Annotated in this window: 24 protein-coding genes; 16 read left to right on the top strand and 8 right to left on the bottom strand. The window is 71.9% G+C overall.

The features are described 5' to 3' along the window. Nucleotides 1-22: 22 nt before the first annotated feature. A complete protein-coding gene (locus GA0115233_RS35170) occupies nt 23-973 on the bottom strand; it encodes a hypothetical protein (RefSeq protein ID WP_176712051.1) in 951 nt (316 codons plus the stop codon). Nucleotides 974-1,341: 368 nt separating this feature from the next. On the opposite strand from GA0115233_RS35170, the gene GA0115233_RS35165 reads away from it, so the two are divergent. The 7 genes from GA0115233_RS35165 (at nt 1,342) to GA0115233_RS35135 (ending at nt 6,478) form a co-directional block, all read left to right on the top strand. Next, entirely contained in the window at nt 1,342-2,235 is an 894-nt protein-coding gene (locus tag GA0115233_RS35165) for a DMT family transporter (protein WP_093724394.1), read from the top strand. Nucleotides 2,236-2,298: 63 nt separating this feature from the next. Then, entirely contained in the window at nt 2,299-2,823 is a 525-nt protein-coding gene (locus tag GA0115233_RS35160) for an NUDIX hydrolase (RefSeq protein ID WP_093724393.1), read from the top strand. A 9-nt stretch (nt 2,824-2,832) separates the two neighbouring features. Continuing rightward, complete coding sequence (locus tag GA0115233_RS35155) at nt 2,833-3,225, top strand: YidH family protein (protein WP_093724392.1); 393 nt, start codon at nt 2,833-2,835, stop codon at nt 3,223-3,225. Next, nucleotides 3,213-3,545 (top strand): DUF202 domain-containing protein, encoded by a 333-nt coding sequence (locus tag GA0115233_RS35150; RefSeq protein WP_093724391.1) that lies wholly within the window; start codon nt 3,213-3,215, stop codon nt 3,543-3,545. The genes GA0115233_RS35155 and GA0115233_RS35150 overlap by 13 nt, the downstream gene beginning before the upstream one ends. Before the next feature lie 236 nt (nt 3,546-3,781). After that, nucleotides 3,782-4,078 (top strand): hypothetical protein, encoded by a 297-nt coding sequence (locus tag GA0115233_RS35145; protein ID WP_093724390.1) that lies wholly within the window; start codon nt 3,782-3,784, stop codon nt 4,076-4,078. A 156-nt stretch (nt 4,079-4,234) separates the two neighbouring features. Continuing rightward, complete coding sequence (locus GA0115233_RS35140) at nt 4,235-5,257, top strand: phosphotransferase family protein (protein WP_093724389.1); 1,023 nt, start codon at nt 4,235-4,237, stop codon at nt 5,255-5,257. A gap of 6 nt (nt 5,258-5,263) precedes the next feature. Beyond that, nucleotides 5,264-6,478, top strand: a complete 1,215-nt coding sequence (locus GA0115233_RS35135) for an acyl-CoA dehydrogenase (RefSeq protein WP_093724388.1) — start codon at nt 5,264-5,266, stop codon at nt 6,476-6,478. Nucleotides 6,479-6,487: 9 nt separating this feature from the next. Here the strand turns inward: GA0115233_RS35135 and GA0115233_RS35130 are convergent, their stop codons facing one another. Further along, the gene (locus GA0115233_RS35130) at nt 6,488-7,081 is read right to left on the bottom strand and encodes a TetR/AcrR family transcriptional regulator (protein ID WP_093724387.1); all 594 of its coding nucleotides are present in this window, start codon (nt 7,079-7,081) and stop codon (nt 6,488-6,490) included. A 130-nt stretch (nt 7,082-7,211) separates the two neighbouring features. Continuing rightward, nucleotides 7,212-7,973 (bottom strand): SDR family oxidoreductase, encoded by a 762-nt coding sequence (locus tag GA0115233_RS35125; protein WP_093724386.1) that lies wholly within the window; start codon nt 7,971-7,973, stop codon nt 7,212-7,214. Nucleotides 7,974-8,138: 165 nt separating this feature from the next. Here GA0115233_RS35125 and GA0115233_RS35120 point away from each other — a divergent pair, with 165 nt between their 5' ends. Further along, nucleotides 8,139-9,374, top strand: coding sequence for an exo-beta-N-acetylmuramidase NamZ family protein (locus tag GA0115233_RS35120; protein ID WP_093724385.1), 1,236 nt, complete (start codon nt 8,139-8,141; stop codon nt 9,372-9,374). An 81-nt stretch (nt 9,375-9,455) separates the two neighbouring features. Continuing rightward, nucleotides 9,456-10,802: a serine-threonine protein kinase gene (locus tag GA0115233_RS35115; RefSeq protein WP_093724384.1), complete on the top strand. Its 1,347-nt coding sequence runs from the start codon at nt 9,456-9,458 to the stop codon at nt 10,800-10,802. A 19-nt stretch (nt 10,803-10,821) separates the two neighbouring features. On the opposite strand, the gene GA0115233_RS35110 is transcribed toward GA0115233_RS35115, so the two are convergent. Next, on the bottom strand, nt 10,822-13,608 hold the full coding sequence (locus GA0115233_RS35110; protein WP_093724383.1) for a penicillin acylase family protein: 2,787 nt from the start codon (nt 13,606-13,608) through the stop codon (nt 10,822-10,824). 245 nt (nt 13,609-13,853) lie between these two features. Here GA0115233_RS35110 and GA0115233_RS35100 point away from each other — a divergent pair, with 245 nt between their 5' ends. The 3 genes from GA0115233_RS35100 (at nt 13,854) to GA0115233_RS35090 (ending at nt 16,537) form a co-directional block, all read left to right on the top strand. Next, nucleotides 13,854-14,459, top strand: a complete 606-nt coding sequence (locus GA0115233_RS35100; protein WP_093724382.1) for a hypothetical protein — start codon at nt 13,854-13,856, stop codon at nt 14,457-14,459. 168 nt (nt 14,460-14,627) lie between these two features. After that, a complete protein-coding gene (locus GA0115233_RS35095; protein WP_176712049.1) occupies nt 14,628-15,389 on the top strand; it encodes a 3-keto-5-aminohexanoate cleavage protein in 762 nt (253 codons plus the stop codon). Nucleotides 15,390-15,469: 80 nt separating this feature from the next. Then, a complete protein-coding gene (locus GA0115233_RS35090; protein WP_093724381.1) occupies nt 15,470-16,537 on the top strand; it encodes an RNA ligase (ATP) in 1,068 nt (355 codons plus the stop codon). 226 nt (nt 16,538-16,763) lie between these two features. Here the strand turns inward: GA0115233_RS35090 and soxR are convergent, their stop codons facing one another. Then, nucleotides 16,764-17,228: a redox-sensitive transcriptional activator SoxR gene (gene soxR / locus GA0115233_RS35085; RefSeq protein WP_093724380.1), complete on the bottom strand. Its 465-nt coding sequence runs from the start codon at nt 17,226-17,228 to the stop codon at nt 16,764-16,766. Between the two features lie 109 nt (nt 17,229-17,337). Here soxR and GA0115233_RS35080 point away from each other — a divergent pair, with 109 nt between their 5' ends. Continuing rightward, nucleotides 17,338-17,799 carry a MaoC family dehydratase gene (locus GA0115233_RS35080; RefSeq protein WP_093724379.1) on the top strand — a complete coding sequence of 154 codons (462 nt, stop codon included), beginning with the start codon at nt 17,338-17,340 and terminating at the stop codon, nt 17,797-17,799. A 15-nt stretch (nt 17,800-17,814) separates the two neighbouring features. Here the strand turns inward: GA0115233_RS35080 and GA0115233_RS35075 are convergent, their stop codons facing one another. From GA0115233_RS35075 to GA0115233_RS35065, 3 genes are all read right to left on the bottom strand, one after another. Continuing rightward, entirely contained in the window at nt 17,815-18,438 is a 624-nt protein-coding gene (locus GA0115233_RS35075; RefSeq protein ID WP_093724378.1) for a TetR/AcrR family transcriptional regulator, read from the bottom strand. Between the two features lie 92 nt (nt 18,439-18,530). Then, nucleotides 18,531-18,776 carry a YiaA/YiaB family inner membrane protein gene (locus GA0115233_RS35070; protein WP_093724377.1) on the bottom strand — a complete coding sequence of 82 codons (246 nt, stop codon included), beginning with the start codon at nt 18,774-18,776 and terminating at the stop codon, nt 18,531-18,533. Between the two features lie 92 nt (nt 18,777-18,868). Then, complete coding sequence (locus GA0115233_RS35065; RefSeq protein ID WP_093724376.1) at nt 18,869-20,020, bottom strand: acyl-CoA dehydrogenase family protein; 1,152 nt, start codon at nt 20,018-20,020, stop codon at nt 18,869-18,871. A 78-nt stretch (nt 20,021-20,098) separates the two neighbouring features. Between GA0115233_RS35065 and GA0115233_RS35060 the strand changes: the two genes are divergently transcribed. The 3 genes from GA0115233_RS35060 to GA0115233_RS35050 all read left to right on the top strand — a co-directional run bounded on the left by GA0115233_RS35060 (nt 20,099) and on the right by GA0115233_RS35050 (nt 22,523). Beyond that, nucleotides 20,099-20,743, top strand: coding sequence for a TetR/AcrR family transcriptional regulator (locus tag GA0115233_RS35060; RefSeq protein WP_093724375.1), 645 nt, complete (start codon nt 20,099-20,101; stop codon nt 20,741-20,743). Nucleotides 20,744-20,800: 57 nt separating this feature from the next. Next, entirely contained in the window at nt 20,801-21,514 is a 714-nt protein-coding gene (locus GA0115233_RS35055; RefSeq protein ID WP_093724374.1) for an ArsR/SmtB family transcription factor, read from the top strand. A gap of 67 nt (nt 21,515-21,581) precedes the next feature. Beyond that, nucleotides 21,582-22,523 carry a DMT family transporter gene (locus GA0115233_RS35050; protein WP_093724373.1) on the top strand — a complete coding sequence of 314 codons (942 nt, stop codon included), beginning with the start codon at nt 21,582-21,584 and terminating at the stop codon, nt 22,521-22,523. Nucleotides 22,524-22,542: the final 19 nt, after the last annotated feature.

Here is a 22,542-nt window from a genome sequence, read left to right as displayed (position 1 = left end):
TTTCGCAGGTGGCGGGCGGGCTTCACACCGTGCCGAGGGCGCTGTCGCGGGCGGCGCGGAAGGCGGTGGCGGGGTCGCGGTCCGGGTAGGACCACGGCTCGGGGGTGATGTGGTCGCCGATGCGGTGGAACAGGGCGGCGGCCTCGGCGCCCCGGCCCTCGCAGTACTTGGCGTGGGCGAGGAAGTTCAGGTCGACCAGGCGCCGCGGGTGGCCCTCGTGCTCCCACTCCAGCCACCAGTCGAAGGCGGCCTTCATCACCTGCCGGGCCCGGCGCCCGACCCAGTGCCCGGAGGCGGCGGGGTCGGCGGGTTCGTGTCCGGCGGCGGCCAGTACGCGGTAGCGCTCGGCGTGCGCGATCACCGGCAGCACGGCGAGCGGGGAGTCGGCGGGGGCGCGTTCGGCGGCGGCGCCCGCGAAGTCGTACACCTCGTGCAGCGGGTCCGGTCCTGCGGTGGCGTGGCGCTCGGCGAGCCGGGCGACGATCAGGTGGTGGGCGTGGTGGTGGTCGGGGTGCCTGCGGCGGACCTCGTCGAACAGCCGCAGCGCCTCCTCCTCGGTGCCGGTGCCGCGGGTGAGCATGAGCAGGCCGAGCCAGGGGGTGGGGTCGAACGGGGCGCACTCGGCTGCGGCGCGGCAACTCTCGCGGGCGCGGTCCGGCTTCTCCTTGCCGCGCAGGGCGCGCTGGACCTTGGCGAGCGCGAGCAGGACGCGGGCGTCGGCGGACTCGGGTTCGGCGAGCAGCCATTCGCCCGCCCAGGGGGCGCAGTACGGTTCCTGGGCGAGGACGGTGACGCGGTGGCCCCGGCGGTCCCAGTCGTCACCGGTACGGCCGAGCAGGGAGCGGGCGCCCTGCCAGCGACCCTGGGCCAGCGCGGCGCGGGCCTGCGCGAGGTCGAGGTCGTCGAGGGTGCCGTCCAGGGGCTGGGCCGCACGCCGGCGGCTCCGACCGAGGGGTGGTGGGGGTGGGGACACCTCGGAAAACATCCTCATGCGGTCGCTGTAAGCGCTCGGTCACGACGGGTCGTGCACTGGTTCCGGTTCGCCGTCGAGTGATCACGCACAGCAAACCCTCACCCCACAGTTGGCGTCAAGGGCCGCCGGGATGTGAAAAGCGTCAACTCCTGTGATTGCTGGGGTAGTTGTGGCGTGCAGCCACGGTCTGTATGTGCTCGCATGTCGGAATTAGCCGATTTCTGCGGCGCAGGCCCTGGTGTTTTCGGCGCCGGACCCGGAGCATGGCGTGAAGCCCCCACTCCGGGCGGCGGACCGGACCCCGGGACGCTACCGTCGGCCACCGCGCCGCACACCCCGGGCCCGGCCCAACGATCGAGGAACCCCGCGTGTCGCTTCAGGTACTGCTTCTCGCCGTGAGCGCCGCCTGCTGTCTGGGCTTCGGATTCGTCCTGCAGCAGAACGCCGCGCAGAAGGCACCGCTCAAGGACTTCCTCTCCCCGCGGCTGCTGCTCGACCTGATGAGGGTGCCCCGCTGGCTCGGCGGTATCGCGCTGATGGCGGTCGGCATGGCGCTCGGCGCCGTCGCGCTCGGGCAGGGCGAGCTGTCCCTGGTGGAGCCGCTGCTGGCGACCAACCTGCTCTTCGCGCTGGCCCTGTCCCGGCGCCAGACCGGACAGCGGCTGGGCCGCCAGGGGTGGTCCGGTCTGCTGCTGCTCGCGGGCGGGGTGACGGCGTTCATCGTGGCCGGCGAGCCGTCCGGCGGCACGGCGCTGAGCGGCTCCTTCCGGCAGTGGCTGATCATCGGCGCGATGATCGGCGCGGCCCTGCTGCTCACCGGGTACGCCAGGCGGTCCCGGCTGAGCGCCGGGCCGGTCCTGCTCGCCACGGCGGCCGGCCTGCTCTACGGCGTCCAGGACGCCCTCACCCGCATCACCGGCCGGCGCTTCGACGAGGGCGGCCTGCTGGAGGTCCTCACCGGCTGGCAGCCGTACGCGGTGCTGGCGCTCGGGGTGACCGGGCTGGTGCTGGTGCAGAGCGCCTTCGAGACGGCGTCGCTGCGGATGTCGCTGCCCGCGCTGACGGCGGCGCAGCCGCTGGCCGGGATCCTGTGCGGGGTGGGGTTCCTCGGGGACCGGCTGCGGACCGACGCCGGGGCGCTGGCGTGGGAGTCGGCCGGGCTCGCGGCGATCGTGGTGGGGATCGTGCTGCTGGGACTGCACCCGGCCATGCCGTGCGGCGGGGCGCCGCGGGAGCCGGCGGGAAAGCTGGCGACCGGCTGACGGGGCGGGCCCGCTTGGATGGGGGGCACCGGGTGACCGGGGGCGCCTGCTTGGATGAGGGGCATGAGCTCAGCTGACGAGATCCTCGACATCGTCGACGAGAACGACCGGGTCGTCGGACAGTCCCCGCGCGGGCAGGCCTACGCCGAGGGGCTGCGGCACCGGTGCGTGTTCATCCAGGCCCGGGACGCCGAGGGCCGCCTGTTCGTCCACCGGCGCACACCGGCCAAGCTGGTCTTCCCCTCGATGTACGACATGTTCGTCGGCGGAGTCGTCGGCGCGGGCGAGTCCTACGACACGGCGGCGCTGCGGGAGGCCGAGGAGGAGCTGGGGGTCTCCGGGCTGCCGCGGCCGCGGTTCCTGTTCAAGTTCCTCTACGAGAACGACGCCGGGCACAGCTGGTGGTCGGCGGTGTACGAGGTGCGCTGCGAGCTGCCGGTGAACCCTCAGGTGGAGGAGGTCGACTGGCACGCCTTCCTGCCCGAGGAGGAGGTCCTCGCCCGTATCGACGACTGGGCGTGGGTGCCGGACGGGCTCGACGCCTATCACCGGCTGCGCGCGCACCGGGCCGCCGAGGGCCCCCGGTAGGGTCCGGGTGTGATCGAATTCGTACGGAACGTCCGGCTGTGGTTCGCCCCCGAGGAGGTCCGCCGGGAGGGCGGCACGCCGGACTACCGGTTCTCGCTGGCCAACGAGCGCACCTTCCTGGCCTGGCTGCGCACCGCGCTGGCGCTGATCGGCGGCGGGTTCGCGGTGGACCAGTTCCTGCCGGACCTGCGCTGGGGCTGGCGTGCCGGGCTCGCGCTGGCACTGCTGGCGGCGGGCGTGCTGTGCTCGCTGCGCGCGGTGAACCACTGGGTGCGCTGCGAGCGGGCGATGCGGCGCGGTGAGGACCTGCCGGTCTCCCGGTTCCCGGCGGTGCTGAGCGTGGTCGTGGCGGTGGTGGCCCTGGTGATGGCGGTGATCGTGCTGGTCGGGTGGGAGGGGTGACGGCGGCCCCGGAGCCGGCCCGTGACCCCGGGCTCCAGCCCGAGCGCACCCGCCTGGCCTGGCGCCGTACGACCCTCGCGGCCACCGTGGCGGCGGTCCTGGCGGGCCGGGCCGCGCTGCACGCCGACGTGACGGCGCCCCGGATCGCGGTCTCCGGCCTGTGCGCCCTGCTCTGGCTGGCGTTCCTCGCCCTGGCCAACGCCCGCATCCACGCCCTGGCGGCCGGCCCCGAACCGGCGGCCATCGCGCCCCGGCGGGCCACTGCGGCGGCGCTGTGCACGGTGGGGCTGGCGGTGTGCGGGGCGGTACTGATCCTCTGAGCACTCCCCCGGCACCCCCGATACGGGGCGGTACTGATCCTCTGAGCACTCCCCCGGCACCCCCGATACGGGGCGGTACTGATCCTCTGAGCACTCCCCGGTACCCCCGATACGGGGCGGTACTGATCCTCTGAGTACTCCCGTGGTGGGCGGCTCGTCGGCGAATTCACCCGATACGCACCCTTTACGTGGCAGCCTGGCCGTCGTCGGCCATTCGCGTCCCGAAGGTGAGCACCATGACCTCCCTGCACCATGAACACGCCTCCCACGACCACTCCCACGGCCCCGGCTGCGGGCACACCGAGGTGCCGCACGGGGACCACGTCGACTACGCGCACGGCGGGCATCTGCACCGCGAGCACGGCGGGCACTGGGACGAGTGCGAGCCGGACGAGCACGCCCCGCACGAGGGGCACGAGCACCAGCACGGGGAGGCGTGCGGGCACGAGAGCGTGCTGCACGGGGACCATGTGGACTATCTGCACGACGGTCACCGGCACGCCGCCCACAACGGCCACTGGGACGACCACTGACCGGCCGAAAGACACCGCCCGACAGCTCCCCGGCACCCTGCGCGGGGAGCTGTCGGCCTATCGTGGCTCCGATCACTTTGGGCCCCCGCACTGGACGACATACCGACCGGTCGGCATCATTGGTCGCGTCCCGTTCACTCGCCCGTAGGAGCACCGATGAGCCCCGACGACCCGCCCGGACTCGATCTCGACCGGCTGCGCGCCCTCCTGGACCGTGAGCACCCGGGCCTGGTCCAAGGCCCGCTCACTGGGCGGCTCATCGAGGGCGGACGGTCGAACCTGACGTACACCGTCTCCGACGGCACCGACCGCTGGGTGGTACGGCGGCCCCCGCTCGGCCATGTCCTCGCCACCGCGCACGACATGAAGCGCGAGCACCGGGTGATCAGCGCCCTGCACCCCACCGACGTACCGGTGCCGCGGCCGGTGCTGCTGTGCGAGGACGAGGAGGTGCTCGGGGCGCCCTTCTACGTCATGGAGTTCGTCGAGGGCACCCCCTACCGCACCGCCGACCAGCTCGCGCCCCTCGGTGAGCAGCGCACCCGGCAGGCCGTGCTGTCGCTGGTGGACACGTTGGTCGATCTGCACGCGGTGGATCCGGAGGCGGTCGGGCTCGGCGACTTCGGGCGGCCCGAGGGCTTCCTGGACCGGCAGTTGCGGCGCTGGGGCAAGCAGCTCGACGCCTCCCGCAACCGGGAGCTGGCCGGGATCGACGAACTGCACGCCGCGCTGGGACGGCAGCTGCCCACCTCCCCCGCGCCGACCGTGATCCACGGCGACTACCGGCTGGACAACGTCCTGATCGGCACCGACGACCGGATCAGGGCGATCCTCGACTGGGAGATGTCCACGCTCGGCGACCCGCTCACCGACCTCGGGCTGCTGGTCATGTACAGCATGCCGCTGGAGATGCCCGACTCCCCCGTCTCCACCACCGCCGAGGCCCCCGGCCACCCGGATCCGGCCGAACTGATCGAGCGGTACGCCGCCCGCTCCGGGCGGGACGTCTCCGCCGTCTCCTGGTACACGGCGTTCGCCTGGTTCAAGCTCGCCGTGATCCTGGAGGGCATCCACTACCGCTACACACTGGGCCAGACCGTCGGCCGCGGCTTCGACCGCATCGGCGACCTGGTCCCGGTCTTCATCGAGCACGGGCTGACCACTCTTCAGGAAGGCTGACGGGACATGCACTTCGCGTTCGACGCACGCACCGAGGAGCTGCGCGCCAAGCTGCTCGCCTTCATGGACGAGTACGTCTACCCGGCCGAGGCGGTGGCCGAGGAGCAGCGCGCCGCGCTGGCCTCGCCCTGGGACACCCCGCCCGTGGTCGAGGAGCTCAAGGCCGAGGCGCGCAGGCAGGGCCTGTGGAACCTCTTCCTGCCGGACGGCCACTACGGCGCCGGGCTCACCAACCTCCAGTACGCCCCGCTCGCCGAGATCACCGGCCGCTCCCCGCAGCTCGCGCCCACCGCGACGAACTGCGCCGCGCCCGACACCGGGAACATGGAGGTGCTGCACCAGTTCGGCGACGAGCAGCAGAAGAAGCAGTGGCTGGAGCCGCTACTGGCCGGTGAGATCCGCTCGGCGTTCGCGATGACCGAGCCGGACGTGGCCTCCTCGGACGCCACCAACATCACCACGCTCATCGAGCGGGACGGCGACGACTACGTCATCACGGGCCGCAAGTGGTACATCTCCGGGGCGATGAACCCGGACTGCAAGATCTTCATCGTGATGGGCAAGACGGACCCGGACGGGGCCGACATCCGCCGCCAGCAGTCCATGGTGCTGGTACCGCGCGACACCCCGGGCGTCACGGTCAAGCGGGCGATGCGGGTCTTCGGCTACGAGGACCACTCCCACGGCGGCCACGCCGAGGTGATCTTCGACCGGGCGCGTGTGCCGGTGTCGAACCTGATCGGCGAGGAGGGCGGCGGCTTCGCCATCGCCCAGGCCCGGCTCGGTCCCGGCCGGATCCACCACTGCATGCGGCTGATCGGCATGGCCGAGCGGGCGATCGAGTTGATGTGCCGCCGGGCGGTCTCCCGGCAGGCGTTCGGCAAGGCGCTGGCCCAGCAGGGCGTGGTGCACAACTGGATCGCCGACGCGCGCGTGACCGTCGAGCAGCTGCGGCTGCTGGTGCTGAAGACGGCCTGGCTGATGGACACCGTCGGCAACCGGGGCGCCCACACCGAGATCCAGGCCATCAAGATCGCCACGCCGCGTGCCGTCGTCGACATCATCGACCGCGCGATCCAGCTGCACGGCGCGGGCGGCGTCAGCCAGGACTTCCCGCTGGCCGAGCTGTACGCGGCCGCGCGGACGCTGATGATCGCCGACGGGCCGGACGAGGTGCACCAGCGGTCGCTGGCCCGGCGGGAGCTGAAGAAGTACCTCTGAGGCCGCTGGTTACGGCCTGAGCGCCCTCAGGAGCAGGTCGGCCAGGTGGTCGGCCAGTTCCTGGGGGCTCAGCGGGCCGTCGGGGCGGTACCAGGTGGACAGGTGGTGGACCGAGCCGAAGTGGTAGTCCACCACCAGGTCGGCCGGGGTCGCGGTGGAGAAGACGCCGGTGCGCTGGCCCTCCTCGATGAGCGCGCGGAAGCGTTCGTGGTAGCGCCGGCGCTCGGCGCGCACCTGCTTGTTCTTCTCCGGGCTCAGGTGGTGCATCGAGCGGAAGAAGATCGACGCGTCGTCGAGGTTCTCGATGGTGGTCACCACCACGTCCGCCGCCGCGGCCCGCAGCCGCTTCTCCACCGGCTCGTCGGCGTCCGCGAAGGCGTCCAGACGCTCCTGCTGGACGCGGAGCACGCGCGCGTACACCTCGTGCAGCAGGTCGTCCTTGGAGCCGAAGTAGTGGTAGAGGGCTCCCTTGGTGACGCCGGCCGCCTCCACGATCTCCTGGACCGAGGTCCGGTCGTAGCCCTGCTCGGCGAAGAGCCGGGTGGCGGCGGCGAGCAGCCGCTGGGGGACGGGGGTACCGTCTCCGTCCGTCGTCCTGGGCACTTAGCCGCCACCTGCCTTTCACGTTCTCACTGACTGTCGTGCGGGCGGGAACAAAGCTCCCGCCCGAGGATCTTCCCACCTGCCGTCCGCGGCGGGCAGACCAGCTCCCCACCTACGCGCGTGGAGGGTGTCACGGCGCGGACTCCCACTTCTGCTGGATGTGGTTCATGGTCGCCAGCCAGCGGTCCGGGTCCCCGGCGCGGGTCCGGTAGTAGTCGGCGACCTCGGGGTGCGGAAGGATCAGGAACTGGTCCTCGGCCATGCCGTTGAACAGCGCGTCGGCGACGTCGTCGGGCTCGATGGCGGTCGGCCGGAGCACCAGGTCACCGGCGCTTCCGGTGGCGTCGAGCATGTCGGTGCGCACGCCCTGGGGGCAGATCGCGTGCACCTTGATCCCGCGGTGCCGGTACGTCAGCGACAGCCACTCGGCGAAGGCGTACGCCCCGTGCTTGGTGACGCTGTAGGGCGCGGCGCCGATCATGGTGAGCAGTCCGGCGGCGGACACGGTGGACACGAACCGTCCCCGCCCGCGCTCCAGCCAGCCCGGGACCAGCTCCTGGGCGGCGCGTACATGGGCCATCACGTTGACGTCCCAGGCCAGCGCCCAGACGTCCTCGCCCGCGGCCTCGGAGCCGCCGGAGCCGACCCCGGCGTTGGCGCAGTACACGTCGATGTCCCCGCCGAGCGCCTCGCGGGCGGCGCCGACGATGCGGGAGGCGTCCCCGGGGGCGGCGGTGCCGCCGATCTCCTCGGCGACGGCTTCGGCCCTGGCGCCGTCCAGGTCGTTCACCACGACCCGGGCCCCGGCTGCGGCGAACCGCCGTGCGAGCGCGGCCCCGATCCCGCCACCGGCTCCGGTGACCACCACTCCGGCACCCTGCAAGGCTTCCACCCTCGGTCTCCTTCTCGCGCGGCTTGATCGAGGCTCCAGACTAACCAGTCGGTATGTGACAGGGAAAGGGTGCGGGAGACATCGCGGGCACACGGGGAAACACGCGACAGGCCACGAACGACCAGCACCTTACGAACCACCGCACCAGCCCCTACCGTGCCCCTCATGCGCCTAACGAGACGAACTCTCCTAGCGGCAACCCCGGCCCTGGCGGCGACCACGACCTCGGCAGCGGCGGCGGAAGGCAGGGGCCGCGGCCTGCGCACCGGGTTCGAACGCCTGGTCTCCGACGGATACTCCCCTCTCAAGGACCAGCGCGTCGGCATCGTCACCAACCCCACCGGCATCACCCGGACCGTCCGCCACATCGTCGACGTCATGCACGAGGACCCGCGGGTGGATCTGCGGGCCGTCTTCGGCCCGGAGCACGGCTTCCGCGGCACCGCCCAGGCGGGCGGCTCCGAGGGCCGCTACGACGACCCGGCCACCGGACTGCCCGTCTACGACACGTATCTGAAGAGCGGTCAGGCCCTCGCCGACATCTTCACCGCCTCCGGCGTCGACACGGTCGTCTTCGACATCCAGGACGTCGGCGCCCGCTTCTACACCTACATCTGGACGCTCTACGACTGCATGGAGGCGGCGGCGCTCGCCGGAAAGCGGTTCGTGGTGCTGGACCGGCCCAACCCGGTGACCGGGCGTTCGGCCGAAGGTCCGGTGCTGCACAAGGAGTTCGCCACCTTCGTCGGGCGGGAGCCGATCTCGCAGGCGCACGGGATGACGGTGGCCGAACTCGCCCTGCTGTTCAACGGGGAGTTCCTGACCACGCCGGTCCCCCTGCGCACGGTCACCATGTCCGGCTGGCGGCGCTCGCAGTTCTACGACGCCATGCGGCTGCCCTGGGTGCCGCCGAGCCCCAACATGCCCACCCCCGACACCGCTCTCGTCTACTCGGGCACCTGTCTCTTCGAGGGCACCAACCTCTCCGAGGGCCGCGGCACCACCCGGCCCTTCGAGCTGCTCGGCGCGGAGGGCATCGACGGGCGCTGGGCCGCCGAGGCGAACCGGCAGAAGCTGCCCGGAGTGCACTTCAGGGAGGCGTACTTCACGCCCACCTTCTCCAAGTTCCAGGGCAAGACCGTCGGCGGCGTACAGATCCACGTCCACGACCGGGACGCCTACGACCCCGTGCGCACCGGCATCGCCCTCCTGGTCACCGCCAAGAAGGTCTTCCCCGGCTTCACTTGGCGCTCCGACAACTGGATCGACAAGCTCACCGGCTCCACCCAGGTGCGCACCGCGATCGACGCGGGCGCGAGCACCGACGAGGTGGTCGAGGGCTGGCAGGGCGAACTCACCGCGTTCCGGAGGATTCGAAAGAAATACCTCCTCTACAGATGAGCCGTGTTGTATGGCCAACTCTGCCCCGTGGCGGGACGATACGCCCACATCGCACCGCCTCGGGGCACGAGGGAGCCTGCCATGGCACGACCGCAGCTGAGCGTATCCCCGTACTGGGAGCTGATCTTCGACGCGGACGGCGACGCCGAGACCCGCTCCCGGGACCGGCTGCTCACCGGGGTCGCCCAGCACGGTGTGCGGGACCTGCTCGTCTTCGCGCACGGCTGGAACAGTGACCGCTCCGGGGCCACCCGGCTCTACGACCGGTTCTTCACCCATGTGCCCCGGCTCGCAACCACGGCGAAGATCGGGTACGTGGGTGTGGTGTGGCCGTCGATGCGGTTCTCGGACGAGCCGATCCCCGACTTCCCGCGCTCGGTCGCGGCCACTACGACCGCGCGTCCGACCCTCGACAAGGACACCCGGCACGCGCTGCTGGAGACCTTCCCCGGCCGGGCCACGGTGGTCGACCAGCTCGCCCGGCTGCTGGACCAGCAGTCCCGCGAGGAGGCCGAACTGGACGAGTTCGTACGGCTGGTGCGGCTGCTGGTGGATCTGGTGCCGCCGGGTCCGCAGGCGCTGTTCGCGGCGGACACCCTGGCGGAGGGGGTGCCGCAGGACGAGCCGGAGATGTTCCGCGCGACGGCGGCCGAGGTCTGCGGGGAGTTCGGCCGGGCGCTCGCCCGGGTGCGGTCACCCGGGCAGGCGTCCTTCTCGTTGCCGAACCCCTGGGAGGGGGCGCACGAACTGCTGCGCCAGGCCGCGTACTTCGCGATGAAGCGGCGCGCGGGGACGGTGGGCGAGCGGGGGCTCGGGCGGGTGATCGGGCAGCTCGCGGAGCGGTCGCCGAGGACGCGGGTGCATCTGATCGGGCACAGCTTCGGCGGGCGGCTGGTGTCGTTCGCGCTGCGCGGGCTGCCCGAGGGGGTGCGTACGGTGAAGTCGGTGACGCTGCTTCAGGCGGCCTTCTCGCACTACGCGTTCGCGGCACGGCTGCCGCACGACTCCCGTGCGGGCGGGGTCCTGCAAGGGCAGCAGAACCGCATCGACGGGCCGCTGGTGTGCTGCTACTCCGAGCACGACGACGCGCTGGGCACGATGTACCCGCTGGCGTCCCGGATGGCGGGCCACGACCGGGAGCTCCACGAGGTGGCGATCGGGCGGGCGCTGGGCGTCAAATGGGGCGCGCTGGGGTTCGACGGGGTGCAGGCGGTACCCGGCACCAGGAACATGAAGCTGGCCGAGGCGCTGCGTGGGCCGCTGCCCGCCAAGGGGTGCGTGAACGTGGACGCGGCGGCGGTCGTACGGCGTGGCGGGCCGCCCGCCGGTGCGCACAGCGACATCGCGCACCGGGAGCTGGCCCGGCTGGTGCTGGCGGCGGGCCGGGTTCGGGGGCCCGCCGCCGCACCGGATGTCCCACCGGGGTGAGCCGTCACCGACGAGCGCGTCACCGGTGCGAGGTGAACTCCACGACCTGCTGGTAGGTGGGCCGGTTCTGCCAGCTGATCCGGGCGTGCTTGATGCCGCCGAGCGTGCGCTGCACGATCGAGTCGGCGCACCACTGGTCGCCCGCCGAGCAGCCGTCGTCACCCGGGTAGACCTGGGCCGGCGTCTTCGCCGCCGCCGTCTTCAGGGTGCCGATCAGGCTGTCACGGCAGGCGCTCAGGCTGCCGTCGCCGCAGTACTCGCGGGCCAGCGGCGCCTCTACGGGCTCCCCGAGCACGGCGCGCAGGTCCTTGTCGACGTAGCTCCACCAGCCGTACTGGAAGGAGCTGCCCGCGTGGGCGCCGGTCGGGCCGTGCGCGGCCGAGGGTGCCTCGTCGACCGGCAGGTTCTGGGTGAAGGCGGTGAACAGCTCGCTGCCGAGGCCGGGTTGGAACTCGGCCTGGACGAGCAGCGGCCACCAGGCGTCCAGGATGCGGATCGCGTCGGCGTGCGCGTACGTCTTCGATCCGGCCCTGGTCTCGGTGCGCAGGGCGCCCGCGGTGAGCCACGCGGACAGCTTGTCCACGGCCGCCTTCGCCGCCGTGTCGGTGACCGGGGAGCTGTTCACGACCTTCAGCAGGTCCGGCAGGACGTCCTCGGCGCGCAGATCGGCGAGCCCGGCCTCGGCCATCGCCTGCACCAGGGACGCCCGGGTCACCCCGCCCTGCTGGACCAGCTCCCGCACCCGGTCGTCGAGGAGGTTGCCGCGGTGGACGGAGCCGTCGCCCCAGGGGGCGGTGGTGTAGTCGGCGGCCTGTTTGTTGTTCCAGGAGATGTAGTAGTCCTGGTCGACGGAGTTGGGGTGCGCCGAGGGCGGGGTGTAGTCGGCTGTGTTGGCGGCCGGGTCCCAGTTCCGCCACTCGTACGACGGCCGCGCCCACACGGGGAACTCGGCGTCCACGCCGGTGGCCCGCACCGGGTTGTCGCCGCTGTTGTAGTAGGCGGTGTGCTCGGAGTCGACGTAGAACCAGTTGAAGGTGTAGTTGATGTGCCGCACCGCCTCCTGGAACCGCTGCGGACCGTTGAGGAAGTCGGGGTCGTTGAGCATCTGGAAGCCGATGATCGAGTCGGCCTCGTGCAGGAAGGACGAGCGCAGGGTGGTGTAGGCGACGCGCTTGCCGTCGACAGTCGCGCGGTGCGAGACGGGGCCGTACTTCGTGCGCCAGACCCGCATCGTGTACGAACCGGCCGGGGTGTCGTCGGCGGTGGTGGGTTTCCAGGCGTTCTTCCGCTCGACCTTCTCCATCGCGGTGCAGGTGCCCCGGTACAGGTAGTGGTGGTCGTCCTGGCAGAGCTCGACGGCGTAGGTGTCGATGATGTCCTGGCCGGAAGTGGTGGCGCTCCAGGAGTAGTCCTGGCCGCGGCCGAGTTCGACGTACATGCTCAGACCCGCGAAGGAGGCACCCCGGGCGCTGATGCCCGGTCCCTGGATCTCCTGGAGGAGCAGCAGTTGGGGTGCGAAATAGCCGGTCTGCGGGCCGAAGACGGCGATCGGGTGGCCGCTCGCCGTGTGCTCCCCGCCGACCACGAGCGCGTTGGACATACCGCGCCGGGCCGAGCTCATGGCCGACTTCGTCGCCGAGGCGGAGGTGGCCGCGGCGGTCTCGGTGGCCGCGCTGCCCGTACGGTCGTGCACCAGGGGCTCGGCGGTGACGGCGCCGTCGTCGGGGAGTGCTGTGCCCTGCGGGTTCGCGGGCCGCTCGGCGTACGGGAAGCTCTTGTCGTGGACGGTGACGACGGCCTCGGGGTCGTTGCGCATCCGGAAGGACTCCCAGACCTCGGTGCCCTCGGCGATCCCGTACTTCTCCTGGGCGGCGAGCAGGGAGATCGCGTTGTTGACCTCGCCGCCGCCCCCGGAGCCGAACAGGGCGCCGATGACGGAGGCGAGCGCGACCAGGTCGGTGGGCTTGAAGTGCTCGATGGTCCCGGCGTTGGTGAGGGAGTCCTTGTGGCCGGTGAGGACGTACTCGCCGGGGAAGTAGCGGCCCGCGTCGGAGGCGTCGATGTAGGCGTTGATGCCGTCGATGTAGGCCTCGACGTCGGCGAGTGCCTGCTGCCCGCGCTCGCCGTTGCTCGCGACAGCGTTGTCTATCTGGGCCTGGAGATCGGCCTCGGTGTACGGGGCGTGGCGCCAGAACTCCTGCTCCAGGCCCTGGTTGGCGGGGTCACCGCCGGCGAAGGGGGTGAGGTTGCCGCGGCCGACGTGGCGGAAGACGTCCATGAGCCACAGCCGGTCCTGGGCGGCGGCGTACCCGGCGCCGAACTCGGTGCCGTAGCGGGTGGTGCCCGTGATGTGCGGCACACCGGTCCTCTTGTCCCGGACGATCGTCACGTCGGTGCGCCCGGCGGGCTTCAGGGTCGAGGCGACCTGGTCGGCGGGGACACCGAAGGAGGCGTCGTTGAAGAAGTTCGTGATCGTGGAGTTGGTCAGTGCCGGGTGGCCGATGGCGAGGTTCGCGTACGGTCCGAGCTGGTCGGACGCGTGCGCGGGCATGCTGCCGAAGGCCTGGTTGAGCAGGATCTGGGCGAGGGTGGCGTTGCCGTTCTGGCCGGGCGGCAGGATGTCGGAGCACTGGTTGCCGCAGTGATCGGCGACCGCCGCCGTTCCTGTGTCCGCGGCAACGGCCGGGGAAAGCGGAGTCAAAAGAGCGGCAATGAGCGCGCATACGGATGCCGTCTTCAGGAACCCGGGGAATCTGCCGGGAGTTCTCAGTCTGTCGAGCGCGGTACGGGGGATGCGCCGTGGCATGGCAGCTCCTACCGACGGGGTGGGCGGGCCTGACGTTACCGCCGGTATCCCCGGGATTGAAGGTGAACATGCCTCATCTTCCGGGGCCTTGACGAGGCACCCGGACCGGCTGATCGGGGGCCGTCGGAAATTCGATGGAGCCGAATCGCGTGTCGATACGTCTATTCGTCAACGTCGTGCGAAGTCCGTACGGCGTCGCCGAAGTGACCGATGTACAGGTGCAGGTGTGACGGAGGTGCAGGGCGATGGCCGGTTTCCGGAGTCTGGCGAGACAGGTGCGAGATTCACGCTGCGATCTGGCGCTGCGGCGCTACTCGCTGCGCAAGTGCCTTGAGCGGTTCGCCCCTTACGGGCACAGGGCGACCTGGGACCACTTGTGCTCCCGGGCCGGGTTCGATCCCGAGGACCGTTCCCCCGACCCGGCGCGGCTCGTGGCCGCGCTGGAGGAACTGGAGGAGGCGCGTTCGGTCTGGCTCGCCTATGAGGCCGAGTTCGCCCGCCGCCGCAAGAAGGAGAAGCACGACGGGCTGCGCAGGCCGGGCAGTGTCGACGACTGGCACCGGCTGACCTGGGGCGGATTCGGCGTGGCGTGGTGCGACGACCCGCGGGTGCACCCCCGTGCGCCGCTGGCCGAGGTGCTGCGCAGGCTGATCTCCGCGCTGGAGCGCGAGCCGGGCGACCACTGCCCGGTGTGCGGTGGGGAACGGCTGACCTGGAGGTACGACCTGGCACATGAGCCGTCGTCGGGGCCGGTCTGCGTGGACTGCGGCATCGTGGTGCCGCGTCCGGTGCTGACACCTCAGGCGCTGGCGGCTGCACGGCGGGAGCGGCGGATGCTGGTGTCCGCCTGACGCCGCGCCGGAGGGTGCGGTCGGTCGTCCGCGGGACGACGGGGGGCTGTTGGTACCCGCGGGACGAAGCCGCACCGGGGATACGAGGTGCGCCGGGGATGCCGCACCTGGGGGGTGCGTTGGGGATGCCGCACCCCCAATCTTGCCGCGGCTGGGACACTCGACCGTGTGATGCAGGTCTGTCTCAACGGATCCCGGTCGGCGGCCGACGGCGCGATGATCCCCCTGTCACCGCAAGCGCTGGCCGAGTCGGCCGCGGAAGCGGTGGCGGCGGGTGCGACGGATGTACATGTCCATCCCAGGACCCCCTGCGGCAGGGAGAGCCTCTCCCCTCGCGTCGTCGCGGCGACGCTGGAGGCCGTCCGGGCGCGGGTGGACGTGCCGGTCGGGGTGACCACGGGCGCGTGGGTGGAACCCGACCCCGACGCGCGGGTTGCGCGGATCCGGTCGTGGACCGTGCTGCCGGACCACGCCTCGGTCAACTGGCACGAGCCGGGGGCGGAGGAGGTGGCGGCCGCGCTGATCGAGCGGGGCGTGGGCGTGGAGGCGGGCATCTGGTCGGGCACGCGGGGCGCGGCGCGGTTCGCCCGGTCACCGCTGGGCGGGCGGGTGCTGCGGGTACTGGCGGAGGTGACGGAAACCGGCCCCGGTACGGCGGAACGCACGGCGCGGGAGCTGCTGGGTTCGCTGGGGGACGCCTTCGGGCGGCCGGTGCTGCTGCACGGGGAGGACGGCGGGGCGTGGCCGGTGCTGCGGCTGGCGCGGGGGCTGGGGCTGGCGACGCGGGTGGGACTGGAGGACGTACTGGTCCTGCCCGATGGTGAACGGGCGCGGTCGAACGCGCAGTTGGTGGCGGCGGCGCTGGCGGTGCGCGCGGACGGCAAAGGGGACACCGTCGTTGACACCGGCGGGGACGGTAGCAGGCGCTAAACCGGTCGCTCCACCCCTTTCCGGTACGGACAGTTGGACGCGATGAGTTCCAACTGTCCGAGCAAATCCGGGAGTCGCCCATGTCGACGCTGCGTGTCACCGCCGAAGTGCTGACCATCCATGAACACCCCAACGCCGACGCCCTCGAACTGGCCCAGGTGGGCCTGTACCGGGCCGTCGTGGCGAAGGGCGCGTACCGCACCGGAGATGTGGCCGTCTACATCCCCGAGCAGTCCGTGCTGCCGGCCGCGCTGGTCGAGGAGCTGGGGCTGACCGGGCGTCTCGCGGGCAGCAACTCCGACCGGGTCAAGGCGGTTCGGCTGCGCGGTGAGCTGTCGCAGGGCATCGTGTGCCGGCCGGCCGCGCTGGCGGACGTGGACCTGGAGAAGGCCGCGGCGGACGGTACGGACTTCGCGGAACGGCTGGGGATCACGAAATGGGTGCCGCCGATCCCGCCGACCATGTCGGGGGAGGTGGAGGCCGCGCCGGAGCTGTTGCCGTGGGTGGACATCGAGAACATCCAGCGGTATCCGGGGATCTTCGCGGAGGGCGAGCCGGTGGTGCTGACGGAGAAGCTGCACGGGTCGGCGTGCCTGGTGACGTATGTGGCGGACTCGGGGCAGGTGTTCGTCTCCTCGAAGGGATTCGGCTCGAAGTCCCTTGCGCTGAAGGAGGATCCGCGGAATCTGTACTGGCGGGCCGTGCTCGGGCACGGGGTCGCGGAGGTGGCGGCGGATGTCGCCGCGCGGCTCGGGGCTCGGCGGGTCGGGATCTTCGGGGAGGTGTTCGGCGCGGGGGTGCAGGACCTGACGTACGGGGCCGACGGGCGGCGGGACACGTTGGGGTACGCGGTGTTCGATGTCTCGGCGGAGATCGACGGTTCCGTGCGGTGGCTGGACTCGGCGGCCGTGCTGGGGTCTGCGTTGCCGCTGGTGCCTCGGCTGTACGAGGGGCCGTACGACAGTGAGGTGGTGCTGTCGGTGGCGACGGGGCGGGAGACCGTGTCGGGGCGGTCGCTGCATCTGCGGGAGGGTGTGGTGATACGGCCGGTGGAGGAGCGGTACAGCCCGGTGACCGGGGGGCGGGCCATCGCCAAGGCGGTGAGTCCGGCGTATCTGACGCGGAAGGGTGGGACGGAGTACGAGTAGCTGCGCTGCGGCGGGGGGTTCTTCTTCGCCCCCGCCACCCCTACCCGTCCCGTCCTCCAGGGGGCTCTGCCCCCTGGACCCCCGCTCCTCGAACGCCGGAGGGGCTGATTTCCAGCCCGTCCGGCGTTTGAGGACGAGGCCCGTTCAGGGCCGATACGGGGGTCTGGGGGCGGAGCCCCCGGGTACGGGACGGGTAGGGGCGGCGGGGGCGAAACAATGCCCTGCGCTACGGCCTGCGGCGTTCTGCCAGTAGGCGGGAGCCCGTCATTCGTTCGCCGAAGGCGTCGTCCGGGTTGGACAGGACGCAGGTGTCCAGGGACAGGCAGCCGCAGCCGATGCAGTCCGTCAAGTGGTCCCGGAGCCGGTTCAGTTGGGTGATGCGTTCGTCCAGCTCCGCCCGCCACGCCTCGGAGAGACGCGCCCAGTCCTCCCGGTTCGGCGTCCGCTCCTCCGGCAGTTCCGCCAGCGCCTCGCGGATCGTCGCCAGGGGGATGCCGACCCGTTGTGCCGCGCGGATGAAGGCCACCCGGCGCAGAGTGTCCCGGCTGTAGCGCCGCTGGTTGCCCGACGTACGGCGACTGGAGATCAGGCCCTTGGACTCGTAGAAGTGCAGGGCGGAAACGGCCGCCCCACTGCGCGCGGAGAGCTGGCCGACGGTGAGCTCGTGGATCTTCTCGGGAATCTTGGGCACCCCTCGGAGCCTACCCACCCCGGCCACGGGACCGCGGCTCGTTGACAGAGGCCCACCCAGCTAGCATGCTAAGCAGTCGCTTAGACCGCGCTCGGGAGGGCAGGGAAACATGGCAGAACCCAGAAGCTTCGCCTCCGTCGACGAGCTCAAGGCCGCCGTCGGCGAGCAGCTCGGCTACACCGACTGGCTGGAGATCGACCAGAAGCGGATCGACCTGTTCGCCGAGGCGACCGGCGACCACCAGTGGATCCACGTCGACCCGGAGCGGGCCGCGAAGGGGCCGTTCAGGACGACGATCGCCCACGGGTATCTGACCCTGTCGCTGCTGCCTCTCTTCGGACCGCAGCTCATGTCCGTCGAGGGCGTGCAGATGGGCGTCAACTACGGCACCAACAAGGTCCGTTTCCCCGCGCCCGTCCCGGTCGGCTCCCGCCTGCGCGCCACCGCCACGATCGCGGGCGTCGAGGACGTCAAGGGCGGCGTCCAGGTCACGGTCGCCTTCACGGTGGAGCGGGAGGGCGGCGACAAGCCCGTCTGCGTCGCCGAGTCCGTCGCGCGGTACTACCTCTAGACCGCGGGCCCGGGGCTACTTCGCCGTGACCATCCGCAGGACGAGGTCGGCGTACAGCTCGCCGACCTCGTCCGGGGTCCACGGACCGTCGATGTTGAACCAGCGCGCCACGTCCACGCACAGCGACAGCACGGCCAGCGTGGTGCCCCGCACGTCCCGCACCTCGAACTCGCCGGACGCCACCCCGTCCTCGATGATCCCGCGCACCACGGCGTCCACCTGACGCCGCAGCCCGACGATCTCGGCGCGGGCCTCGGGGCCGAGGGAGTCCAGTTCGTACTGGACCACGCGGGCGGTCGTACGGCCCCCCGCGTGCCAGCGCACGAAGGAGCTCACCGCGTCGGCGAGCCGCTCGGCGGCGGTGCCCTCGCGGGCGGCGGCCGTGCGCAGGATCTCCAGCGCCTTCTCGTGGCCGATCCGGCTGATCCGGTGGAGCAGCTCTTCCTTGGTCTTGTAGTGGATGTAGAGCGCGGCCGGGCTCATCCCGGCACGCCCGGCGATGTCACGGGTGGTCGTGGCGTGGTACCCGCGCTCGGCGAAGGCCTCCACCGCGGCGATCAGCAGCCGCCGGGCCGCGTCGGGCGTGACCTCGCCCCACCCCGCCTGGTCGCCGCCGGCCGTCTCCTCCGCCGTACTCATCGCTCGTTCGCCCCTCTCGCTGACAGGGTCACCACCATACCGCCGACAGTGAGCGGGCGCTTAGAGCGGCCGTTCGGAGGGGCGATACCCGGTCAGAGCTTCTCGAACGGGCTGTACGAGGGGGACGACGCCGCCTCCTGGCGGTCCCGGATGACCTTGGCCAGGGTGAAGGCCGAGGTGACCAGGTACAGGACGGCTATGGCGAGGAAGGCGCGGACCCAGGGGTCGGCGTCCAGCTGGTAGATCCCGATCGCGGTGGCCGCCATGGCGACGGCGAAGGAGGCGACGGACTGGCCGTAGAAGGCGGCCGTGTTCTGCTTGCCCGGTGTGTCACTCATGGGGACATCATTCGGGCGGTGTGTGACGCCTCACATCCGCGCAGGTACTCAGATCACGTACTCAGGTCACGTACTCAGGTCACGCACTCGGGTCAGAAGGCGGAAACCCCCGTCAGCGCACGGCCGATGACCAGTTTCTGGATCTGGCTCGTGCCCTCGTACAGGGTCATCACACGGGCGTCGCGCAGCAGCTTGCCCGCCGGGTACTCGTCGATGTAGCCGTAGCCGCCGAAGACCTGCAGGGCGTTGTTGGCGGCGCGGACGGCGGCCTCGGAGGCGAAGAGCTTGGCCTTGGAGGACTCGGTGGCGAACGGCTGCCCGCGGTCGATCAGATCGGCGACCCGCCAGGTCAGCAGCCGGGCCGCGTCGACGTCCACGGCGATGTCGCTGATCAGTTCCTGGACGAGCTGGTGGTGGGCGATCGTCCTGCCGAACTGCTCCCTCTCCCCCGCGTAGCGCACCGCCGCGTCCAGGGCCGCCTGGGCCAGGCCCACGCAGCCCGCGGCCACCGACATACGGCCCTTGGCCAGCGCCGACATGGCGACGGAGAACCCCTTGCCCTCCTCGCCGAGCATCGCGGAGGCGGGCACCCGGACGTCCTGAAGGACCAGTTCGGCGGTGGCCTGGCCGCGCAGGCCGAGCTTGCCGTGGACGGTGCGCCGGGTCAGGCCGGGGGTGTCGGTGGGGACGAGGAAGGCGGTGACGCCCTTGTGGCCGGGGGCGTCGGTGGAGCGGGCGAAGAGCAGCACCACGTCGGCCCAGGTGCCGTTGGTGATGAACATCTTGGTGCCGTTGATGACGTAGTCGTCCCCGTCGCGCACCGCCCGCGTGGCGAGGTTGCCCGCGTCGGAGCCGGTGCCGGGCTCGGTGAGCCCGAAGCAGCCCACGTACTCCCCGGCCGTCAGACCGGGCAGCCAGCGCCGCTTGTGCTCCTCGCTCCCCCACGCGGCGATCGTCTTGGCGACGAGCCCGAGGGAGACCGAGACGATGCCGCGCACCGAGGAGTCACCGCGGCCCAGTTCCTCGGTCACCAGGCAGTACGCGAGGTGGTCGCCGCCCGAGCCGCCGTACTCCTCGTCGACCGTCAGGCCCAGGAAGCCGACCTCGCCGAGCTTCTTCACGATGCCGCGGTCGACCTCCTCGGCACGGTCCCACTCCACGACGTGCGGGGTGATCTCACGGGCCACGAAGTCCCGGGCGAGCCGCTGTACGGCGGTCTGCTCCTCGCTGAGCTCCAGGTTCATGCCGAGTCACCCCAATTGAATGCCGTACATTTAAATTAGCACTGCTAGTTTCCAGCTCGCAGCCCTACTATGTGCGCCATGGCCCGACCGCGCAAGCCCTTGCTCAGCACCGACCGGATCGTCGAGACGGCCCGGGTGCTCGTGGACACGGAGGGGCTCGCGGCCCTCTCCACCCGGCGGCTCGCGGCGGAGCTGGGGGTGAGCGGGCCGTCGCTGTACAACCACTTCCGCACCAAGGACGAGATCCTGGAGGCGGTCGCGGACTCGGTGAGCGCCCAGGTCGATCTGTCGATGTTCGAGGACGGCCGGGACTGGCGCACCGCGCTGCACGACTGGGCGGTGTCCTACCGGGCGGCCCTGCGCGACCACCCGAACATCGTGCCGGTGCTGGCCCGGGGGCCCGGGCGGCGGCCCGCCGCGCTGCGGCTGGCGGACGCGGTGTACGGGGGGATGGTGGCGGCGGGCTGGCCGCCGGCCCAGGCCACCTCGATCGGGGCGCTGATGCGGTACTTCATCATGGGGTCCGCGCTGGGGTCGTTCGCGGGGGGATTCGTCGACGACGAGAGCGCGTACGACCCGGAGGACTATCCGCATCTGGGGCAGGCGCATCTGCTCGCGGAGCGGCAGGAGAAGATCGACGAGCGGGCCTTCGAGACGGGGCTCACCGCCCTGCTGGACGGGCTGGAGCGGCAGTACGAGGAGATCGAGCGGGCGTCCGTCTGATCCCGTCCCGGTGACCGTTCGGCCGACGCCGAAGTGTCCGGGGCCCATGCTGGATCCATGACCGATCGCCGCGATCCCCGCGCACCCCATCTCGCGCGGCTCGCCTCGCTCCTCGCCGACGAGACCCGGGCCGCCTGTCTGCTCGCGCTGCTCGACGGGCGGGCCTGGACCGCCGGGGAACTGGCCCGGCACGCGCAAGTGGCCGCCTCCACGCTCAGCGAACACCTCGGCAAGCTGGTCGCCGGTGGGCTGCTGGTGGAGGAGCGGCAGGGGCGGCACCGGTACGTACGGCTCGCCGACGCGCGGGCCGCGCAGCTGGTGGAGGACCTCGCCGCGTATGTCGCGCCGCGGGTCGTCGTACGGCCGCGCGGTCTGCGGCAGGCCGGTGCCGGGTCGGCCATGGCGCGCGGGCGGACCTGCTACGACCATCTGGCCGGGCGGCTCGGGATCGCGGTGACCGACGCGTTCACCGAGCGCGGGCTGCTGCGGCAGGACACCGGGTTCGCGCTCACCGACGCCGGGCTGGAGTGGTTCGACTCCGCCGGGATCCCGTTGGAGCGGACGGGGCGGCGGCCGCTGGCGCGGGCGTGCCTCGACTGGACCGAGCGGCGTCCGCATCTGGGCGGGGCGGCGGGCGCGGCGCTGTGCCGGCACGCGCTGGACGCCGGCTGGTGCGTGCGGATCGGGTCCGAGCGGGCGGTGAAGGTGACGGCGGCCGGGGAACGGGCGCTGTCCGACCTGCTCGGCATCCGGCCGGAGGCGCTGGCCTGACGTCCCTGCTCCGGGTCCGAAAACCGCGAGCTTTCAGCCACCTGTCCTTCCTAGCCTCGGGAGCATGATGAGTCCCCGTCCTACCGGCCTGCTCGCCGCGGGTGCCGCCACCGTCACGGTCGTGCTGTGGGCGTCCGCCTTCGTCTCCATCCGCAGCGCGGGTGCCGAGTACTCGCCCGGCGCGCTGGCGCTGGGCCGCCTGCTGGCCGGGGCCCTGGTGCTCGGGGTCATCTGCGCGCTGCGGCGGGAGGGGTGGCCGCCGCGGGCCGCCTGGCGCGGGATCCTGGTCTCGGGGGTGCTGTGGTTCGGGCTCTACATGGTGGCCCTGAACTGGGGTGAGCAGCAGGTCGACGCGGGTACGGCGGCCCTGGTGGTGAACATCGCGCCGATCCTGGTCGCCCTGCTCGGCGCGCGGCTGCTCGGGGAGACGACACCGCCCCGGCTGGTGGCGGGGATGGCGGTGGCGTTCGCGGGCGCGGTGACCGTGGGTCTGTCGATGTCGGGCGGCGGCGGGTCCTCGCTGCTCGGTGTGGCGCTGTGCCTGCTGGCGGCGGTCTCGTGCGCCGGGGGTGTGGTGGCCCAGAAGCCCGCGCTGGCGCACGCGAGCGCGCTGCAGATGACGACGTTCGGGTGCCTGGTGGGCGCGGTGGCCTGTCTGCCGTTCTCCGGCCAGCTGGTGTCGCAGGCGGCGCACGCCCCGCTGCCGGCCACGCTCAACATGGTCTACCTGGGCGTCTTCCCGACCGCCCTGGCCTTCACCACCTGGGCGTACGCCCTGGCCCGTACGACCGCCGGCCGCATGGGCGCGACGACGTACGCGGTCCCCGCCCTGGTGGTCCTGATGTCGTGGCTGGCTCTGGGCGAGGTGCCCGGAGCGCTGACCCTGGCGGGCGGCGCGCTGTGTCTGCTGGGGGTGGCGGTGTCCCGGTCGCGGCCGTCGGCGCGGAAGGCCGGGGGCAGGGAGGTCACCCCCGCCCCCGAGGCGGACCCGGAACCGGCCTCGCCCTGACCTTCGCACCGGGCCGGGG

The organism is Streptomyces sp. DI166 (assembly GCF_900091315.1).
GTDB lineage: Bacteria > Actinomycetota > Actinomycetes > Streptomycetales > Streptomycetaceae > Streptomyces > Streptomyces fuscus.
Note: the sequence above shows the minus strand (reverse complement) of the source record. Positions and strands in the feature narration are given on the sequence as shown.

Excerpts from the sequence above, each read along its gene's own strand:
- GA0115233_RS35120 (WP_093724385.1), top strand. The coding sequence starts at position 8,139 with ATGCGCCTAACGAGACGAACTCTCCTAGCGGCAACCCCGGCCCTGGCG.
- GA0115233_RS35070 (WP_093724377.1), bottom strand. The coding sequence starts at position 18,776 with ATGAGTGACACACCGGGCAAGCAGAACACGGCCGCCTTCTACGGCCAG.
- GA0115233_RS35140 (WP_093724389.1), top strand. The coding sequence starts at position 4,235 with ATGAGCCCCGACGACCCGCCCGGACTCGATCTCGACCGGCTGCGCGCC.
- GA0115233_RS35075 (WP_093724378.1), bottom strand. The coding sequence starts at position 18,438 with ATGAGTACGGCGGAGGAGACGGCCGGCGGCGACCAGGCGGGGTGGGGC.
- GA0115233_RS35080 (WP_093724379.1), top strand. The coding sequence starts at position 17,338 with ATGGCAGAACCCAGAAGCTTCGCCTCCGTCGACGAGCTCAAGGCCGCC.
- GA0115233_RS35110 (WP_093724383.1), bottom strand. The coding sequence starts at position 13,608 with ATGCCACGGCGCATCCCCCGTACCGCGCTCGACAGACTGAGAACTCCC.
- GA0115233_RS35100 (WP_093724382.1), top strand. The coding sequence starts at position 13,854 with ATGGCCGGTTTCCGGAGTCTGGCGAGACAGGTGCGAGATTCACGCTGC.
- GA0115233_RS35135 (WP_093724388.1), top strand. The coding sequence starts at position 5,264 with ATGCACTTCGCGTTCGACGCACGCACCGAGGAGCTGCGCGCCAAGCTG.
- GA0115233_RS35115 (WP_093724384.1), top strand. The coding sequence starts at position 9,456 with ATGGCACGACCGCAGCTGAGCGTATCCCCGTACTGGGAGCTGATCTTC.
- GA0115233_RS35060 (WP_093724375.1), top strand. The coding sequence starts at position 20,099 with ATGGCCCGACCGCGCAAGCCCTTGCTCAGCACCGACCGGATCGTCGAG.
- GA0115233_RS35065 (WP_093724376.1), bottom strand. The coding sequence starts at position 20,020 with ATGAACCTGGAGCTCAGCGAGGAGCAGACCGCCGTACAGCGGCTCGCC.
- GA0115233_RS35160 (WP_093724393.1), top strand. The coding sequence starts at position 2,299 with ATGAGCTCAGCTGACGAGATCCTCGACATCGTCGACGAGAACGACCGG.
- GA0115233_RS35055 (WP_093724374.1), top strand. The coding sequence starts at position 20,801 with ATGACCGATCGCCGCGATCCCCGCGCACCCCATCTCGCGCGGCTCGCC.
- GA0115233_RS35050 (WP_093724373.1), top strand. The coding sequence starts at position 21,582 with ATGAGTCCCCGTCCTACCGGCCTGCTCGCCGCGGGTGCCGCCACCGTC.
- GA0115233_RS35145 (WP_093724390.1), top strand. The coding sequence starts at position 3,782 with ATGACCTCCCTGCACCATGAACACGCCTCCCACGACCACTCCCACGGC.
- GA0115233_RS35090 (WP_093724381.1), top strand. The coding sequence starts at position 15,470 with ATGTCGACGCTGCGTGTCACCGCCGAAGTGCTGACCATCCATGAACAC.